The sequence below is a fragment of the Actinoplanes sp. NPDC049598 genome (assembly GCF_040675435.1).
GTDB lineage: Bacteria > Actinomycetota > Actinomycetes > Mycobacteriales > Micromonosporaceae > Actinoplanes.
Map to the genome: position 1 here is coordinate 65,798 of NZ_JBFAOX010000021.1, position 16,716 is coordinate 82,513.

Annotated in this window: 15 protein-coding genes and 1 tRNA gene; 9 read left to right on the forward strand and 7 right to left on the reverse strand. The window is 72.7% G+C overall.

The window, feature by feature from the left end:
• Positions 1-3: 3 nt before the first annotated feature.
• Together selB and selA are read right to left on the reverse strand one after the other, a co-directional pair.
• Positions 4-1,863: a selenocysteine-specific translation elongation factor gene (gene selB / locus AB0J66_RS36240; protein WP_364670777.1), complete on the reverse strand. Its 1,860-nt coding sequence runs from the start codon at positions 1,861-1,863 to the stop codon at positions 4-6.
• Between the two features lie 2 nt (positions 1,864-1,865).
• The gene (selA, locus tag AB0J66_RS36245) at positions 1,866-3,299 is read right to left on the reverse strand and encodes an L-seryl-tRNA(Sec) selenium transferase (RefSeq protein WP_364670966.1); all 1,434 of its coding nucleotides are present in this window, start codon (positions 3,297-3,299) and stop codon (positions 1,866-1,868) included.
• A gap of 389 nt (positions 3,300-3,688) precedes the next feature.
• Between selA and AB0J66_RS36250 the strand changes: the two genes are divergently transcribed.
• Genes AB0J66_RS36250 through AB0J66_RS36260 form a run of 3 tightly spaced genes read left to right on the forward strand, consistent with a single transcriptional unit; the run spans position 3,689 to position 5,481 of the window.
• Positions 3,689-4,363, forward strand: a complete 675-nt coding sequence (locus AB0J66_RS36250) for a dienelactone hydrolase family protein (RefSeq protein ID WP_364670779.1) — start codon at positions 3,689-3,691, stop codon at positions 4,361-4,363.
• Positions 4,339-5,010 carry a phosphoribosyltransferase family protein gene (locus AB0J66_RS36255; protein ID WP_364670781.1) on the forward strand — a complete coding sequence of 224 codons (672 nt, stop codon included), beginning with the start codon at positions 4,339-4,341 and terminating at the stop codon, positions 5,008-5,010. Before AB0J66_RS36250 ends, AB0J66_RS36255 begins: the two co-directional genes overlap by 25 nt.
• Before the next feature lie 18 nt (positions 5,011-5,028).
• Entirely contained in the window at positions 5,029-5,481 is a 453-nt protein-coding gene (locus AB0J66_RS36260; RefSeq protein ID WP_364670784.1) for a hypothetical protein, read from the forward strand.
• A 48-nt stretch (positions 5,482-5,529) separates the two neighbouring features.
• Here AB0J66_RS36260 and AB0J66_RS36265 read toward each other — a convergent pair whose 3' ends face one another.
• Complete coding sequence (locus AB0J66_RS36265; RefSeq protein WP_364670786.1) at positions 5,530-5,808, reverse strand: hypothetical protein; 279 nt, start codon at positions 5,806-5,808, stop codon at positions 5,530-5,532.
• A gap of 195 nt (positions 5,809-6,003) precedes the next feature.
• A tRNA-Sec gene (locus AB0J66_RS36270) sits at positions 6,004-6,097 on the reverse strand.
• A gap of 39 nt (positions 6,098-6,136) precedes the next feature.
• Between AB0J66_RS36270 and selD the strand changes: the two genes are divergently transcribed.
• Positions 6,137-7,129: a selenide, water dikinase SelD gene (selD, locus tag AB0J66_RS36275; protein WP_364670789.1), complete on the forward strand. Its 993-nt coding sequence runs from the start codon at positions 6,137-6,139 to the stop codon at positions 7,127-7,129.
• A gap of 15 nt (positions 7,130-7,144) precedes the next feature.
• On the forward strand, positions 7,145-7,537 hold the full coding sequence (locus tag AB0J66_RS36280; RefSeq protein ID WP_364670792.1) for a MerR family transcriptional regulator: 393 nt from the start codon (positions 7,145-7,147) through the stop codon (positions 7,535-7,537).
• On the opposite strand, the gene nrfD is transcribed toward AB0J66_RS36280, so the two are convergent.
• Genes nrfD through fdh form a run of 3 tightly spaced genes read right to left on the reverse strand, consistent with a single transcriptional unit; the run spans position 7,517 to position 12,712 of the window.
• The gene (nrfD, locus tag AB0J66_RS36285; RefSeq protein ID WP_364670795.1) at positions 7,517-8,458 is read right to left on the reverse strand and encodes an NrfD/PsrC family molybdoenzyme membrane anchor subunit; all 942 of its coding nucleotides are present in this window, start codon (positions 8,456-8,458) and stop codon (positions 7,517-7,519) included. The two genes, AB0J66_RS36280 and nrfD, sit on opposite strands and share 21 nt — an antisense overlap.
• A complete protein-coding gene (locus AB0J66_RS36290; RefSeq protein ID WP_364670798.1) occupies positions 8,455-9,504 on the reverse strand; it encodes a 4Fe-4S dicluster domain-containing protein in 1,050 nt (349 codons plus the stop codon). The genes nrfD and AB0J66_RS36290 overlap by 4 nt, the downstream gene beginning before the upstream one ends.
• Positions 9,494-12,712: a formate dehydrogenase gene (fdh, locus tag AB0J66_RS36295; RefSeq protein ID WP_364670800.1), complete on the reverse strand. Its 3,219-nt coding sequence runs from the start codon at positions 12,710-12,712 to the stop codon at positions 9,494-9,496. The genes AB0J66_RS36290 and fdh overlap by 11 nt, the downstream gene beginning before the upstream one ends.
• A gap of 51 nt (positions 12,713-12,763) precedes the next feature.
• Here fdh and AB0J66_RS36300 point away from each other — a divergent pair, with 51 nt between their 5' ends.
• The 4 genes from AB0J66_RS36300 to AB0J66_RS36315 all read left to right on the forward strand — a co-directional run bounded on the left by AB0J66_RS36300 (position 12,764) and on the right by AB0J66_RS36315 (position 16,715).
• Entirely contained in the window at positions 12,764-12,994 is a 231-nt protein-coding gene (locus AB0J66_RS36300) for a hypothetical protein (RefSeq protein WP_364670803.1), read from the forward strand.
• 82 nt (positions 12,995-13,076) lie between these two features.
• Positions 13,077-13,799 carry an ABC transporter ATP-binding protein gene (locus tag AB0J66_RS36305; protein WP_364670805.1) on the forward strand — a complete coding sequence of 241 codons (723 nt, stop codon included), beginning with the start codon at positions 13,077-13,079 and terminating at the stop codon, positions 13,797-13,799.
• 64 nt (positions 13,800-13,863) lie between these two features.
• Positions 13,864-15,183 carry an ABC transporter permease gene (locus AB0J66_RS36310; protein ID WP_364670808.1) on the forward strand — a complete coding sequence of 440 codons (1,320 nt, stop codon included), beginning with the start codon at positions 13,864-13,866 and terminating at the stop codon, positions 15,181-15,183.
• Positions 15,184-15,308: 125 nt separating this feature from the next.
• Entirely contained in the window at positions 15,309-16,715 is a 1,407-nt protein-coding gene (locus AB0J66_RS36315) for a sensor domain-containing protein (RefSeq protein ID WP_364670810.1), read from the forward strand.
• The last annotated feature ends 1 nt before the right edge of the window (position 16,716 follow it).

Below are 16,716 nucleotides of genomic sequence, written 5' to 3' on the forward strand. Positions count from 1 at the left end.
CGGCTACGCCGCCGTCCGGCGGTCGTCGGGCAGGCGACGGGTGTGCCCCTTACGGTCGAGCAGCTCCAGCATCGGCACGGCCACCCGGCGGGTGGTGCCCAGAGCCTGGCGGGCCTCGCTGAGCGTGAACGGCTGCGGCAGCTCGCCCAGCAGCCGGGCCGCTTCCTCGATCGCGCCCGCGGGCAGAACCACCTGCGGGGTGAGGCGCAGGAGCAGCCCGGTGCGTTCGGCCGCCGCCACCTGGCGAGGGCCCAGGCCCAGCGCCGCCAGGTCGTAAGCCTCCGGCGCCGCGAAGGGGCCCAGGCCGTCGAAGGCCTTGGCCACGAGCGCGACCAGGTCGTCCGGCGCCTCGGACACCCCCACGGCCACACGACCGTTACGAACCACGACGGGAGGACGAACCAGCGCCGACACCAACGCCCGATCAGGCAGCCCCAGCCGATGCCGTAACGCTTCCACCGGCATGCCGGGCTCGAGCGGATGCTCCCGCCCGTAGGCGGTCACCTCCTCGGTGAGCCGCTCGCCCAGCCGCGCCCAGTGCCCCGGATCGGCATACCAGTCACCGGCCACGGGCACTCCCCCGCCACCGTCACCCACCACCTCGACCCCGGACCCGCCGGCCTCCGCGCCCTGCCGCGCCGAGGCAGTCCCAGGCCGTCCCGCCGAGGCGACCGGAGGCTTGTCTGCCGGGGCGGCCGGGGGCGGTAGGGGGATGCCCATGGCGGCCAGGTCGGCGCCCCGGATCAGGAGGCGGCGGGTCAGCTCGGAGGTCAGCGACGGGTGGCCGTCCATGGTGGTCAGCTCGGCGGCGCGGGCTGCGGCGGCGCCGCGGCGTTTGAGGCCGGGAGGCAGGACGTCGAGGACGGTGACGCCGCCGGCCACGTGGTGGCGGCCGGGGTCACGGAGGAGCGCACGGTCACCGATACGGAGGGGTAAGGGGTGGGAGAGACGCAGGCGGGCGGTGTCGTCGCCGAGGGGGCGGATCCGCACCGGGACGGCGGCGGAGCCCGCGTGCAGGGTGGCCTCGGCGGGGAGTTCGGCCACGGGGTCGCCGTGCAGGCGTACGTCGATGAGGTCGGCGAAGCGGAAGCGGCCCGGGGTGAGCAAGGCGTCGCCGCGGCCGAGGTCGTCGCGGGGAGTGCCGCGCAGGTTGACGGCGACCCGCGCCACGGCGGTGACCTGGTCGAGCTGCTGGCCCATGCTCTGCAGGCCGCGGATGCGGACCGTGGTGTCGCCGAGCCTCAGCTCGTCGCCGACCCGGAGGCGGCCGGCCCCGAGGGTGCCGGTGACCACGGTTCCGGCGCCCTTGACCGTGAAGACCCGGTCGATCCAGAGGCGCACGGGGGCCTCCGGGTCGGCCGTGGGCAGCCGGGCGACAAGCCGGTCCAGGGCGTCGCGCAGGTCGTCGAGGCCGGCTCCGGTGGCGCCGCTGACCGCGACCGTTTCCACTGCGCCGAGCGACGTCGGGGCGATCTCCGCCTGGGCCAGCTCGGTCGCGGCCTCCGGTTCGGCCAGGTCGCTGCGGGTCACCACGAGCAGCCCGTGCCGTACGTCGAGCGCGTCCAGGGCGGCCAGGTGCTCCGCCGACTGGGGCATCCACCCCTCGTCGGCCCCCACCACGATCATCGCCGCCGGCACCGGCCCCACCCCGGCCAGCATGTTCGGCACGAACCGCTCATGCCCCGGCACGTCGACGAAGGCCACCGTCCGCCCCGACGGCAGCCCCGTCCATGCGAACCCGAGGTCGATCGTCATCCCCCGGCGCCGCTCCTCGGCCCACCGATCCGGCTCCATCCCGGTCAGCGCCCGCACCAGAGTCGACTTCCCGTGATCGACATGCCCGGCGGTCGCAATGACGTGCACGCCTACTCCCTCACGCCCGCGCCACCGGCCCCGGCGGTCGGCGCCGGACTGGCAGGCACGGCAGCGGGAGCCGTTGCGTCGGATGCCGGGCCGGCAGGCGCGGCGGCGGACGTCGGGCCGGCAGGCGCGGCGGCGGCTGGCTTTGTGGCGGCCAGGGTAGTGGCGACGGTCAGGACTGCGGTGATGACGTCGGGGTCGGCGTTCTGCGGGATGCAGCGGAGGTCGAGCAGCAGGTGGCCGCGTTCGACGCGGCCGACTACGGGGATGGCGCCTGTGCGGAGGGGGTGGGCGTAGTGCTCCGGGAGGGACAGAGCGCAGGACGGGAGGGTGACTTCGGGGGCGCCACCGCCGCCGACTACGGCTGGTGCGTCGGTGAGGGTGGCTGGGATGCCCTGGGCGGTCAGGTGGGCCCGGACCGCTTCGGTGCGGGCACGCAGGGCGGCGGGGTCGGTGCGCAGCGCTTCCCACGTAGGGGTGGTGGGGCCGGTCAGGGTGGCCTGGAGGGCGGCCAGAGTGAGTTTGTCCACACGCAGGGCGCGGGCGAGGGGGTGGCGGCGCAGGCGCTCGATCAAGGCGGCTTGGCCCAGGAGCAGACCGGCTTGGGGGCCGCCCAGAAGCTTGTCGCCGCTGGCGGTGACCAGGTCGGCGCCGGCGGTCAGGGTGGTGGTGGCGTCGGGCTCGTCCGGGAGCAGCGGGTCCGGCTGGAGCAGGCCGGAGCCGATGTCGGCCACCACCGGCGGGTCCAGGGTGGCCAGGGCGGAGACGGGGGTGTCGCTGGTGAAGCCGCGGATCACGAAGTTGGACGGGTGGACCTTGAGGATGAAGCCGGTCTGGGGGCCGATGGCCCGTTCGTAGTCGCGGAGCGTGGTGCGGTTGGTGGTGCCCACCTCGCGAAGGCGAGCGCCGGTGGACTCGAGCAGATCCGGCAGGCGGAAGCCGTCGCCGATCTCCACCATCTCGCCGCGGCTGACGATGATCTCGCGGCCGGCGGCCAGGGCGGTGGCGGCCAGGACCAGGGCGGCGGCGCCGTTGTTGACCACGTGGACGTCGCCGGCGGCGGGGACGGCGGAAGCGAGAGCGGCCAGGGTGTCCCGGCCCCGGCGGGCGCGGCGGCCGGTCTCCAGGTCGAGCTCGACGTCGGTGTGACCGGCGGCGGCCGCTACGGCGTCACGGGCGGCGGGCGACAGAGCCGCACGGCCGAGGTTCGTGTGCAGGACCACGCCGGTGGCGTTGAGGACCGGTCGCGGTCCCCGGGGCAGCGCCGCCAGGGCAGCGTCAACCGCCTCGGCCGGCGCCAACTCCCCCTCGCGAACCCTCTGCAGCGCGGCGGCAACCGCCGCTTTCACGGCCGGCCGGCCCAGCGTTGCCGTCGCGGCCACAAGGCGGGCATCGGCCAAGACCGCGTCGGTACGCGGCACGCGCCGACGCGGATCCATCGGCCCCGCCCCATCCGGGCCCGGGCCGGCCCGGCCGGTCGCACCCGGGAGCACCTCGGCCGGGCCGGCGATGCCCGGGCCCGGGCCGGCCCGGCCGGTCGCACCCGGAAGCACCCTGGCCGGGCCGGCGATGCCCGGGCGCGCGGCGTCCGCGTTGGAGTGGGGGCGCTGGTGGGCGGGTGGGTGCGGGGGATCCAGAAGGGGCGCGTTCGGATCCTGGGGCACCGGGTCTCCTCCGTCGGGATGGTGGAACCAACCTACCGCTCGGTCTCGACGGGGCATTGATCCTGGGAGGGGGGTGGCGGAACATCCGACACCGACAGCGACCATGCGGGAATAACTGACAAGTCGGACGTATGAGACGCCACCCATCCGGGTATGCCGTCGGCATGGCCACCGTGACGCACGAGCGGACATTCAACGCGGCCGGCACCGAGCTGGCCGGTGATCTCACGCTGCCCGACGGGGCGTACGGGGTAGTGCTGTTCGCCCATGGCAGTGGGAGCTCGCGGCACAGTCCGCGCAATCGCGCGGTCGCCGCGTACCTGAACCGGCACGGCCTGGGCACGCTGCTCGTCGATCTGCTCACGCACGAGGAGGAGGTACGGGACGAGCAGACCCGGGAGCTGCGCTTCGACATCGGCTTTCTCGCCGATCGCTTGATCGGCCTGGTCGACTGGCTCGTCGCGGACGCCGGTGGAGGCGGCGCGGGGCAGATCGGCGCGCGTGACCTGCCCATCGGTTTGTTCGGCGCCAGCACCGGTGCGGCGGCCGCGCTCGTCTGCGCCGCTTCCCGGCCCCGGCCCGTACGCGCCGTGGTCTCCCGCGGTGGCCGGCCCGACCTCGCCGGACCGGCGCTGATCCAGGTCGCCGCCCCGACCCTGCTGCTCGTCGGCGGCGAGGACGGGCCGGTGATCGACCTCAACGAGCAGGCCCGCAACGCCATGACCGTCACCGCCGAGCTGCGCATCGTGGCCGGCGCGACCCACCTGTTCGAGGAGCCGGGCGCTCTCGACACCGTGGCCGAGGAGGCAGCGACGTGGTTCACGACGCATCTGCGCTGATCTTCCAGGACCGGGACGACGCCGGCCGCCAGCTGGCCGAGGCGGTCGCCGCCCAGCTGCCGCGCCACCCCGGCCCGGCCCCGCTCGTGCTGGCCCTGCCCCGCGGCGGCGTCCCGATCGCCGTCCACGTGGCCGCCCGCATCGGCGGCGAGCTCGACGTGGTCATCGCCCGCAAGATCGGCGCGCCCGGCCGGCCCGAGTACGGCATCGGCGCCATCGCCGAGGACGGCCCACCGGTCTTCGACGAGGCCGCCCTGGCCGCATTGGAACTGACCGAAGCCGACCTGTCCCCCACGGTGGCCGAGGAACGCGCCGAACTGGCCCGCCGCACCCACGAATACCGCGGCGACCGCCCCGTCCCCGACCCGACCGCCCGCGAAGTGGTGGTCGTCGACGACGGCCTCGCCACCGGCGTCACCGCCCGGGCCGCCCTTCGCTGGCTGCGCGGCCACCACCCGTACCGCCTGGTCCTGGCCGTTCCGGTCTGCTCGCCGCAGGCCCTCGACACCCTGACCGGCCACGCCGACGCCGTCATCTGCCTCAGCGCCCCAGCCACGTTCCGCGCCGTCGGCCAGTGGTACCAGGATTTCACCCAACTGACCGACTTCGATGTCGCCCGCGCGCTGCGAGGTTTCGCCCCGTCCTGACCAGGGCAGGTCAATGGCATGCGTACGGGTCTACTTGCGGGCGCCGCCGCCGGAGCCGCCGGCACCGCGGCCCTGAACGCCGCCACCTACCTCGACATGGCCCTGCGCGGCCGCCCCACCAGCAAAACCCCCGAGGAGTCGATCGAGGCGCTGCCCTTCCCGATCCCCGGCGAGGGCAAAACCCGCGACAACCGCGTGACCGGCCTGAGCAGCCTCTCCGGCATAGCGACCGGCGTCGCGATCGGCGCCGCCTTCGGCCTGCTCCGGCGAGCCGGCCTACGCCCACCACCCGCCCTGGGCGGCCCGCTGATCGGCGCCGCCACCATGGCCTCGACCAATTTGTCGATGGCCGCCCTGAAGGTCACCAACCTCAAGGACTGGACCGCCGCCGACTGGCTGAGTGACGCCCTCCCCCATCTCGCCTACGGCGCCGTCACCGACGCCGTCCTCCGGGGTCTGGACCGCCGCTGAGACACCGGCACCTTCCGCCCCGGGCATGCGCAGCCCCTGTCACGACCCTCAGACTTCTCCGAGCAGTTCAGTTACTTCGATACGGGCCGAATCGATGCGTCGGTGCAACTCCCTACGCCGTGACACATGCTTGATCAAAGACCCGCGTTCTTCCGCCAGCGACAACAGCTTGTGGGCTTCCGCGCCTGCCCCCAGTTGCGCCTCTCGAATGGCCCATCGGATGTACGTCTCGCCCACCTCCCAGCCGGGATGAGACGCGACGGATTCGGGAACCGATATTGATGCCCGGTACGCCGCCCGGCCCTCATCCGGTTCATCGATGTCCATGAGGTTGCCACCGAGACCCCGCCACGCATAAGCCGCCTCCGGAGAACCGGGAAAATCGGCGATGACGCGCCGGTACAGCGTGTTGGCGGCACGCTCCTGCCCCGACCTGCTCAGATTGGCCGCGCTATCAGGTTGTCAATCCTCACCTCACCTCTCATCGCAGAAGTCAGGAAGAGACGGCGTGGGCGCTGGTGAGCGGAGGCGGACGGGAATCGAACCCGCCTGGCCCGGGTGCCGGGCCACACCGGTTTTGAAGACCGGGAGGGGCACCAGCCACCTGAACGCCTCCGCTGGACACAATAGCGGCACAGCGTGTCAGAGTGGGCGGGTGACTCGTCTTACGCAGTACGCGCATGGCGGTGGCTGTGCCTGCAAGATCCCGCCGGGTGAGCTGGAGAGCGTGGTGGCCGGGCTGGTCGGGGTGAAGATGCCTCAAGGGCCCGGGGAGCTGCTGGTCGGGCTGGACGACGGGGACGACGCGGCGGTGGTCAAGATCGCCCATGGGACGGCGATCGTGGCTACGGCCGACTTTTTCACGCCGGTGGTCGACGACGCGTACGACTGGGGGCGGATCGCCGTGGCCAACGCGCTCTCCGATGTGTACGCGATGGGCGGCACGCCGGTGGTCGGGGTGAATCTGCTGTCCTGGCCGCGTGAGGAGCTGCCGATGGAGCTGGCCGCCGAGGTGCTGCGTGGGGGGCTCGACGTGGCCGCCGAGGCGCAGTGTCACGTGGCCGGTGGGCACAGTGTGGACGATCCGGAGCCGAAGTACGGCATGGCGGTCACCGGGGTCGCCGACCCGGCGCGGCTCATGCGCAACGACGCGGGCAAGCCGGGTGTGCCGCTCACGCTCACCAAGCCGTTGGGGATCGGTGTGCTCAACAGCCGGCACAAGTCGACCGGTGAGGTGTTCCCCGAGGCCGTCGCCGCGATGACGACTCTCAATGCCGCGGCTTCGAAGAAGGCGCTCGAGAACGGCGTCGTCTGCGCGACCGATGTGACCGGGTTCGGGCTGCTGGGGCATCTGCACAAGCTCGCCCGGGCCAGCGGGGTCACCGCGCGCGTCGAGGCGGCCGCGGTTCCGTACCTGCCGGGGGCCCGGCAGGCGCTGCGGGAGGGGTACGTCAGTGGCGGGACGCGCCGCAATCTCGACTGGGTGCGGCCGCACCTGGACGCGGGCGGCGCCGGCGAGGACGAGCTGCTTCTGCTGGCCGACGCCCAGACCAGTGGCGGGCTGCTCGTGGCCGGCGAGGTGCCGGGTTTTCCGGTCATCGGTGAGCTGGTGCCGGCGGTCGGGGGCAGCACGATCCAGGTGCGATGAGCGAGAATGAACCCCATGGTGCAGGGACTCACTGTGGGCGAGGTCGCGGAGCGGGTCGGGCTCACCGCGCACACTTTGCGGTGGTATGAGCAGGAGGGCCTGGTCGCTCCGGTCGAGCGGGACACGGCCGGCCGCCGCCGCTACAGCGACGACGATCTCGGCTGGTTGCGGTTGCTGATCCGGCTGCGGGCGACCGGCATGCCGGTTCGCGACATGCGGCGGTACGCCGAGATGGTGCGCGCCGGTGATGACACGGTGGGTGACCGGCTCCGGCTGTTCGTGGAGCACCGGGAGCGGGTGCTGGCCCGCATCGCCGAGCTCCAGGCCGACCTGTCCATGCTCGACATCAAGATCGAGATGTACGGGGAGCTGGCGCGGCAGCAGCAGTCAGTCGGCGCCGCGCGCTAGTCGTTCCCGCTGCGGCACCACGGTGTACTTGGGGTCCTTGGCCGACACCACGCCGGCCTCGAAGACCCCGAAACGGGTCAGGGCCGACCCCGCCAGCAGCGACAACCCCGACAGGGCGGAGGCCACCCGCGAGCGGCGGCCGAGCACCGCGCCGACCGCTCCGGCCGCCGTCAGCAACCGGGCCGCCTTGAGCAGCTTCCCCGGCCGCCCCTGCTGGTAGGGCTCGCTGAGCAGCCCGTGCCCGTGCTCGACCCGATGCCCGGCGATCAGCTCGACGGCCGCCCCGATCACCGCCATCCGCCGCGCCGGCCGGCCCGGCGCGGCGATCAGCCCCATCCCGGCCCCGCTGGCCAGGGCGCTGCCGGCGAACATGAACGGCAGCTCCGGGTGGACCGCGTGCCAGCTCGGCACCGCCGTGTCGGCGAACAGCACCGCCGTGTAGGTGGCCAGCGCCGGGGCCAGCGCCGCCGCCCCGAACCCGGCCACGGCCCCGGCCGGCGGCAGCACCCGCCGCAGCATTTTGGACGGCAGTAGCGGCGCGAACTCGGCGGCGCCCGCGACGGCCGCCGCCCCGCCGAAACTGGCCAGGATCCAGGTGCCCATCGACATCGGCGACGTCGGCTTGACCACCCGCAGCATGTGGTGGAACCGCTCCGGCCGCCCGAGGTCGATGATCAGGAAGTAGGTGCTGGCGCCGAGCGCGCCCAGCGTCGTCAGCCGCCCCGCGCGGCGCAGCGCGACGTCGCCGGTCGTCTGGGCGCCCGCCGCGAGCAGCGCCGACCCGGCGGCCAGACCACCGGTGAACAGGTACGACGCGATGTCGTGGGTCCACACCGGCGGCCGCACGATCGGCCGGCCGTAGTACGACTGGAACTCGGCCTTGGGCACCATCGAGCGGTCCCCGCCGCCGCGCGGGCTCATCCGCGCCGCCCGGCGAACGCCACCACGGCCGTCGCGGCCATGGTCAGCGCGGCCAGCCCGGCCCGCTTCCACATCTTCGGCAGGTCGCGGGTGGGCACGATCGGGTCGGGCGGCAGCCCGTACACCTCGGGCTCGTCCAGGAGCAGGAAGAACGCGCCGTCGCCACCGACGCCGTCGGTCTCGTCATGGCCGTACAGCCGGGCCTCGTCCACGCCCTGCCCGTGCAGGTCGGCGACCCGCTGGGCCGCCCGTTCGCGCAGCTCGGACAGCTCGCCGTACTGGATCGATTCGGTCGGGCAGGCCTTGGCGCAGGCCGGGGTCTGGCCCTCGCCGATGCGGTCGTAGCAGAGCGTGCACTTCCAGGCCCGCCCGTCGTCCTCCCGGCGGTCGATCACGCCGTACGGGCAGCCGGAGATGCAGTAGCCGCAACCGTTGCAGATGTCCTGCTGCACCACGACCGTGCCGAACTCGGTGCGGAACAGCGCTCCGGTCGGGCAGACGTCGAGGCAGCCGGCGTGGGTGCAGTGCTTGCAGACGTTGGACATCATCAGCCAGCGGAAGTCGCTGCGCGGCCCCGGCGCCGACTGGCCCGGCAGGCCGGACATCGGCATGCCCAGGAACTCGGTCCCCGCGGTGCCGGCGGCGGCGAGCGCGTCCACAGCCGGCAGTACGCCCGGAGCAGTGCCGGTGTCCTGCGACGTGCCGGCGGCCGCCACGTTGACCGCCGGAGTGGCCGGCGGCCCGACCGGCAGCCCGGCGAAGGCCCCCGGTGTGTCGGTGCCGGCCCCGGAGGACGAGCGCGGCTGCTCGATGAACGCCACGTGGCGCCACGAGTTCGCGGTCAGCCCGCCCGTGTTGTCGTACGACTGCCCCAGGAGGTTGAAGCCGTCGTCCGGGACGGCGTTCCACTCCTTGCAGGCGACCTCGCACGCCTTGCAGCCGATGCAGACCGACGTGTCGGTGAAGAAGCCCATCCGCGGCGGCGGGTCGACATAGCCGGCGTCGGTGGCCGGGTCGATCGGGCCGTACAGGCTGTTATTTCCCACTGTCGCCCTCCAGCCCGGCTCGGCGCCGGTAGTCCTGAACGTACGCCAGCAGGCCCGGCCCGGACGGCCGCCGCCCGGCCCGGATGTCACACGTGCCGACCTTGCTCTCCTGGATGAGCACGTTCGGGTCGAGCGTGATGCCGATCAGGTCGTTGGCCGAGTCGCCGGTGACCAGGCCCTCGTTGCCCCAGTGGTACGGCATCCAGATCTGGTGCACGATCCGCCCCTCGATACGCAGCGGGGTCAGCCTATCGGTGATCATCACGCGGGCCTCGATGGCGGCCCGCGCGGTCACCATGTGCGCCCACCCCAGATGGGTCAGGCCGCGTTCGCGGGCCAGCTCCGGGGAGACCTCGACGAACATCTCCGGCTGCAGTTCCGAGAGGTACGCCAACTGGCGGCTCATGCCACCGGCGGTGTGGTGCTCGGTCAGGCGGCTCGTGCTGAACACGTACGGGAAGACCTTCGCGTGCTCATCGGGCGCGCTCGGGTTGGTCAAATTGTCGGTGCGGTCGTACACCTTGCGGGTCGGGTTGGCCTGCTGGCCGTAGAGCGGATTGGCCACGCCCGACTCGGCCGGCTCGTAATGGGTCGGCATCGGGCCGTCGATCAGCCCCGACGGAGCGTACAGCCAGCCCTTGCCGTCGCCCTGCATGATGAACGCGTCATCGCCGGAGATCGCCTCGACGCCCGACGCGCCCTCGGGCGGCCGATAGGACGGCGGCTTGGTCTTCTCGAAGTCGGGGACGTCGTCGCCGGTCCACTCCTGCTTGGCCTCGTCCCACCAGACGTACTTCTTCCGCTCCGACCAGGGTTTGCCGTCCGGGTCGGCCGAGGCGCGGTTGTACAGCGTGCGCCGGTTGGCCGGCCACACCCAGCCCCACTCGAGCGCCACGTAGTTCTGCTCGCGGCCCGGCTTGCGCCGCGCGGCCTGGTTGACGCCGTCCTTGTAGACCCCGGTGTAGATCCAGCAGCCGCCGGAGGTGGAGCCGTCCGGCTTCATCTCGGTGAACGAGCTGAGCAGCTTGCCGTCCTTGAGGTTGTACCCGTTGATCTCCTTCAGGACGAGTTCAGCATCCGGCTCGTCCTCGCCGTACTCCCAGGTCAGAGCTTTGATGCCGTCATCCCGCGGTTTGTCCGAATCAGCGAGCTTTTTTCGCAGGCGCCGGCCGAGGTGGTAGAAGAACCAGAGGTCGCTGCGGGCGTCGCCCGGCGGGTTGACCGCCTTCTCGCGCCACTGCAGCATCCGCTGGGTCTGCGTGAACGTGCCCTCCTTCTCCACGTGCGACGCCGCCGGCATGAAGAAGACCTCGGTCTTGCACTGCTCCGGCACGATCTCGCCGGTGCTCACCTCGGGCCCGCTCTTCCAGAACGTCGCGCTCTCGATCATGAAGAGGTCGCGGACCACCAGCCAGTCGAGATTGGCCATGCCGAGCCGCTGCGCCCGACCGTGGGCCGAGCCGACCGCCGGGTTCTGGCCGAGCAGGAAATACCCCTTGATCTTCCCGTCGATCATGTCGAGGACCTGCTGGTACGTGCCGTGGTCGCCGGTCAGCCGGGGCAGCCAGCCGTAGCCGAAGTCGTTCTCCTCGGTCGCCGCGTCGCCGAAGTACGACTTGAGCAGGCTCACCGCGTACGACTTGGCGTTGGCCCAGAAGCCGGACTGCTCCGGATGCCGGATGGCGTCGATCCACTGGTCGAACGTCTCGTGCTGCGTGTAGTGCGGCATCGGCAGGTAGCCGGGCAGCAGGTTGAACAGCGTCGGGATGTCGGTCGAGCCCTGAATGCTGGCGTGCCCGCGCAGCGCCATCACGCCGCCGCCGGGCCGGCCCATGTTGCCCAGCAGCAGCTGGATGATCGCGCCGGTGCGGATGTACTGCACGCCCACGCTGTGCTGCGTCCAGCCGACCGAATACACCAGCGCGGTCGTACGCTCCCGCCCCGAATTGGCCGTCCAGGCCTCACAGACCTCGAGGAACTTCTCCTGCGGTACGCCACAGAGCCGCTCGACGACCTCCGGGGTGTACCGGGCATAGTGCCGCTTGAGCACCTGGTAGACGCAACGCGGATCCTGCAGCGTCGGATCGCGGGGCACGTCGGCCGGGATCGGCGGGCCGTGCGACTCCTGCTCGAGCCCGGAGGCGGTCTCCCGGTCGACGTGCGACTCGCCCTCCTCCTGGCCCTCGTCCTGCTGACCCGCGTACTGCCAGCTGGACTGGTCGTACGCCCGGGTCTCGGGGTCGAAGCCGGAGAACAGCCCGTCCAGGTCCTCGGTGTCCTGGAACTCCTCGCTGACGATCATGGACGCATTGGTGTACGCGACCACGTACTCCCGGAAGTCCTTCTCGTTGCTCAGGATGTAGTTGACGATCCCACCCAGGAAGGCGATGTCAGCGCCCGCCCGCACCGGCACGAAGCTGTGCGCCAGCGCGCTGGTCCGCGTGAAACGAGGATCGATGTGGATGATCTTCGCGCCGCGCTTCTTGGCCTCGACTACCCACTGGAAGCCCACCGGGTGCGCTTCCGCCATGTTCGAGCCCTGGATGATGATGCAGTCGGCGTTGGCCAGATCCTGAAGGAATCCGGTGGCCCCGCCACGGCCGAAAGAGGTTCCCAGACCGGGAACGGTGGCGGAGTGTCAAATACGGGCCTGGTTCTCGATCTGGATGGCGCCGATCGCCGTGAAGAGCTTCTTGATCAGATAGTTCTCTTCGTTGTCCAGCGTCGCGCCGCCCAGGCTCGAGATGCCCAGCGTACGGTTCAGCGGCCGCCCGTCGGCGTCGCTGTCCTCCCAGGTCTGCTCGCGCGCGGCCAGCACCCGGTCGGCGATCATGTCCATCGCCGTGTCAAGATCCAGGGACTCCCACTCCGTGCCGTACGGCCGGCGATAGAGCACCTGCTGCTGACGGCGATCCGAAGTGACCAGGCTCAGGCTGGCCGAACCCTTCGGGCAGAGCCGGCCGCGCGAGATCGGGCTGTCCGGGTCGCCCTCGATCTGGACGACCTTCTCATCCTTGACGAAGACCCGCTGCCCACAGCCCACAGCGCAGTAGGGGCAGACCGACTTGGCCACGGAATCGGCCGTCTCGGTCCGGCTGGTCAACGCGCGCGACCCGTCCGATTTCGCGGCCGCGCCGCGGCCCAGCGGGTCGGTCCCGGTCAGCTGCTGGTAGACCGGCCAGCCCTCGATCCAGGTCTTCACGCCCACAAGTCAGACCTTAACCCCCACGCCGAAGATCCGCACGTGATACTGGAGCCGATGGCCCCACCCGATGCTCCCGTGATGCGCCGCTGCCCCCGCTGCGGCCACCTCACCCGCGCCGACCGCATGGTCAAGGGCTTCGGCCGCGACTGCGCCACCCAGCTCGGCCTGACCGGCCGCTCCATCGACACCGGCCACGAGGGCCCGGACCTGCTCGACATCCTCCGCGAGCAGCAGGAAGAGGAAGACGCCTGCGACGGCTGGGACCGCCCGGCCGACCGTCCCTGAGGCCGGGGGTGCGGTTAACCGCACCTCAAGACTGAGGGCAGCACCGCTGTCCGGAGCGCGGCGGGCGACAAGGCTTGACGGCATGGAAAACGTCTTGGAGCTCGAGGGTGTGGCGCGCCGGTTTCCGCGGGGGATCGTGGCTCTGCGCGAGGTGTCGCTGCGGGTGCGGGGCGGGGAGTTCGTGGCTGTCATGGGGGCGACCGGGTCGGGCAAGAGCACGCTGTTGCACTGTGCGGCCGGGCTGGATCGGCCCAGTGCGGGGTCGGTGCGGCTGGCCGGGCGGGAGATCGGGCGGATGCGGGAGGGGCCGCTGGCGCGATGGCGGCGGGATCGGGTGGGGTTCGTCTTCCAGTCGTACAACCTGCTGTCCGAGCTGACCGTGGCGCAGAACCTCAAGCTTCCCGGGCGGCTCGGCGGGCCGCGGCGGCGCGGGGTGGACGACGTGCTGGCGGCGGTCGGCCTTCAAGGCTTCGGCCGGCGGCCGGTGGGTGAGCTCTCCGGTGGTCAGCGGCAGCGGGTGGCGATCGCGCGGGCGCTGGTCACCGGGCCGTCGGTGATCTTCGCGGACGAGCCCACGGGGGCGCTCGACCCGAGCACCGGCGGTCAGATTCTGCGGCTGCTGCGTCAGGCCGTCGACCGGGACGGCGTCACCGTGCTGATGGTGACCCACGATCCGGGGGCGGCCGCCTGGAGCGACCGGCTCGTGATGCTGCGCGACGGCACGGTGGCCACCGACGCGCCGACCCCGGATGCGGAGACGATCGCCGATCGGCTGCGCACGATGTCGACGGCGGTGGCGGCATGATCCGGCAGGAGCTGGGGCACGGCTCGGGCTCGCTTTGCGGGCCGAAGCCGACGGTGGTGACGCGGTGATCCGGCAGGCGCTCAGACGCAACCCCTGGTCGTTCCTCGGGCCGTTCTCGACTCAGATGCTGGCGGCGGCGCTGGTCGCGGCCGGGCTCGGCATCACCACGTCGATCGACCGGGCGCCGCTGGACGCGGCGGCCCGGCAGGCGCTGACCGACAGCGGCGTGGCCGACATCGCGATCATCTTCGTCATGATCGCGATCTATCTGTCGATCATCATCGTGGGGGTGACGATGGCCGCGACCATCGCCCAGCAGGCGCGCGACATCGCGCTGGTGCGGGCCATCGGCGCCACCCCGGGACGGGTCCGCCGCTCGGTGGCGGCCCAGGCGGCGATCGTCGCCGTGCCGGCCACGCTGTTCGGGGTGCCGCTGGGCGCCCTCGGCGGGCGGGCCTGGATCGACGGGCTCGTCGCGCACGGCCTCGCCCCGGCTGCGGTGACCTTCCAGGGGCACCCGGGTGCGCTTCCGATCGCGGTGGCCGTCACGGTCGGTACGTCACTGGTGGGCGCGATGGTCGCGGCGATCCGGCCGTCGCGGATCCGGCCCGCCGTCGCCCTGGCCGAGTCGGGCGCGCCGCGGCGGCGGATCGGCAAGGTGCGGACGGCCGCCGGTCTTGTCCTGGTGGCGGGCGGGGTCGTGCTGTCGGTCGCGATCGCCGGTCTGGACGCCGAGACCACCGATCAGCTCGGGCTGTTCGTCATGCTCGCCCTCTGCGTCGGGGCCGGGCTCCTCGGGCCGGCCCTGCTCAAGGTGGCCGCGCTGGTGGGGCGCTTGTTCGGGGACACCGGGCGCCTGGCCGGCGACGCGATCGGCGTACGGGCCAAGGCCCTCTCCGGCGCTCTGGTGCCGCTGACCCTGGCCATCGCGTTCACCGCCGTCAAGGTGATCATCCTGAATACCGGCGAGCGCGTGTCCGGCACGGCGCCGGACGCCGCCGACACATGGCTGGAGTATTCCGGGACGGCCGTCTACGTCGCGTTCGCGGCCGTGGCCGCGGTCAACACGCTGGTGACCGTCGTGCTCGCCCGGCGCCGGGACCTGGCCGTCATCCAGCTGGCCGGGGCGACCCGGGGGCGCGCGCTGCGGCTCGTCGTCTGCGAGGCTCTGCTGGTGACCGGGACAGCCCTCGTGGTCGGCGCGGCGGTGGCCGCGACGACGACGCTGCCGTTGCTGCACACCGCGCTGGGCACCTGGACACCCTGGATGCCGGCGAGCTGGCTGGTCACCGGCGTACTCGCCACGGCCGCCCTGGTGCTGGCCGGCACCGCGCTGCCGGCCGCCCTGGCCCTGCGCCGCCCACCGATCGAGGTGGTCTCCTGACCGCCTCTCAGCCCGGGCCCCCGTGCCCTCCCGCACGCAAACCGGACCCCGGCTCGGCCGCGGCCCCCGAGCCGGGCCGGCCCTCGGCCGCTCCTGGCGCTCGGGCCCGGGCCGTTTCGCTGAGCGTGCTGACCGCTCGGGCCCGGGCCGTTTCGCTGAGCGTGCTGACCGCTCGGGCCCGGACGGTTTCGCTGAGCGTGCTGACCGCTCGGGTTCGGACCGTTTCGCTGAGCGTGCTGACCGCTTGGGCGAGCGGGCGGGCCTGGCGGGAGCTGGCCTACCTGGTCGGCGGGGTGTTCGTGGGGGTGCTGCCGTTCGCGCTGGCCCTCGTCGCCGTCGTCGCGTCCGCGCTGTCGGTGCTGACCGTCGGGCTGCCCGTGCTGGTCGGGGTGCTGGCTTTGGGGCGGCTCCTCCCCCGATGGTTCCGGGGTCCGGCCCGGCTGCTGCTGGATTGGGAATGGGAGAACCCGCCGCGGCTGCCGGCCCGCACGCTGTGGGGGCGGATCCGGGCGCTGCCGGGTGACCCGACGGCGTGGCGGGCGCTGGCCTACAGCCTCGCCCACTGGCCGGTCATGGTCGCCGGGGCCTACGCGGGGCTGGTCGGCGTGGTGCTCGGTCCGCTCGGCCTGACCTATCCACTGTGGTGGTTGGTCGTTCCGCGCGACTGGCCGGTCTTCGACAGCGACACCTGGACCGGCACGCTGCGGATCGCCTTGCAGGGCGCCGCGGTCGTCCTCGCGACGCCATGGTGGGTGCGGGTGATGGTGCTGATCGACCGGTTCCTCGTACGAGGTCTGCTGCACCCGAGCCGGTCGCAGCAGCGCATCGCCGCCCTCGAGGCCGGGCGGGCCGCCCTGCAGTCCGACGCGGCCGCCCTGCTGCGCCGGGTCGAACGCGACCTGCACGACGGCACCCAGGCCCGGCTGGTCGCGCTCGGCCTCACCCTGTCGCGCATCGAGAGCCGCAGCACCGAGGAGCCGGTCCGTACGCTGGCGGCGGACGCCCGGGGCTCGGTCACCGAGGCGCTGACCGAGCTGCGCGACATCGTCCGCGGCATGCACCCGCCCGCCCTGGACGACGGCCTCGAGGTCGCCCTGGCCTCGCTGGCCGCCCGCAGCGCCGTGCCGGTCCAGGTGAGCGTCGCCCTGGCCGGACGCCCGCCCGACGCGACGGCCTCGGCCCTGTACTTCGCGGTGGCCGAGCTCCTCACCAACATCGCCCGCCACTCGGGAGCGACGAGAGCCCGCGTCGAGCTGCGTTCCGAGCACCACCGCCTCCACCTCACCGTGACCGACAACGGCCGCGGCGGCGCCGCAACCCGAGACGGCCCGGCAAACGGTGGCGGCGCCGCAATTCGTAGCGGCGCCGCCACCGGCGGGAGCGGCGTGACAAGCGACGGCGGCGCGGCGGAGGGCGGCACCGGGCTGGCCGGGCTGAGGCGGCGGGCGGCCGCGCTCGACGGCGAGTTCACCGTGGACTCGCCGCCCGGCGGGCCGACGGTGGTGACCATGGTTCTTCCCGAAGGAGACTGAC

What these genes read in the sequence shown, in the direction of transcription:
- AB0J66_RS36265 (WP_364670786.1), bottom strand. Translation starts at nt 5,808, where the DNA reads ATGGACATCGATGAACCGGATGAGGGCCGGGCGGCGTACCGGGCATCA.
- AB0J66_RS36305 (WP_364670805.1), top strand. Translation starts at nt 13,077, where the DNA reads ATGGAAAACGTCTTGGAGCTCGAGGGTGTGGCGCGCCGGTTTCCGCGG.
- AB0J66_RS36250 (WP_364670779.1), top strand. Translation starts at nt 3,689, where the DNA reads ATGGCCACCGTGACGCACGAGCGGACATTCAACGCGGCCGGCACCGAG.
- selA (WP_364670966.1), bottom strand. Translation starts at nt 3,299, where the DNA reads ATGGATCCGCGTCGGCGCGTGCCGCGTACCGACGCGGTCTTGGCCGAT.
- nrfD (WP_364670795.1), bottom strand. Translation starts at nt 8,458, where the DNA reads ATGAGCCCGCGCGGCGGCGGGGACCGCTCGATGGTGCCCAAGGCCGAG.
- AB0J66_RS36280 (WP_364670792.1), top strand. Translation starts at nt 7,145, where the DNA reads ATGGTGCAGGGACTCACTGTGGGCGAGGTCGCGGAGCGGGTCGGGCTC.
- AB0J66_RS36260 (WP_364670784.1), top strand. Translation starts at nt 5,029, where the DNA reads ATGCGTACGGGTCTACTTGCGGGCGCCGCCGCCGGAGCCGCCGGCACC.
- AB0J66_RS36300 (WP_364670803.1), top strand. Translation starts at nt 12,764, where the DNA reads ATGGCCCCACCCGATGCTCCCGTGATGCGCCGCTGCCCCCGCTGCGGC.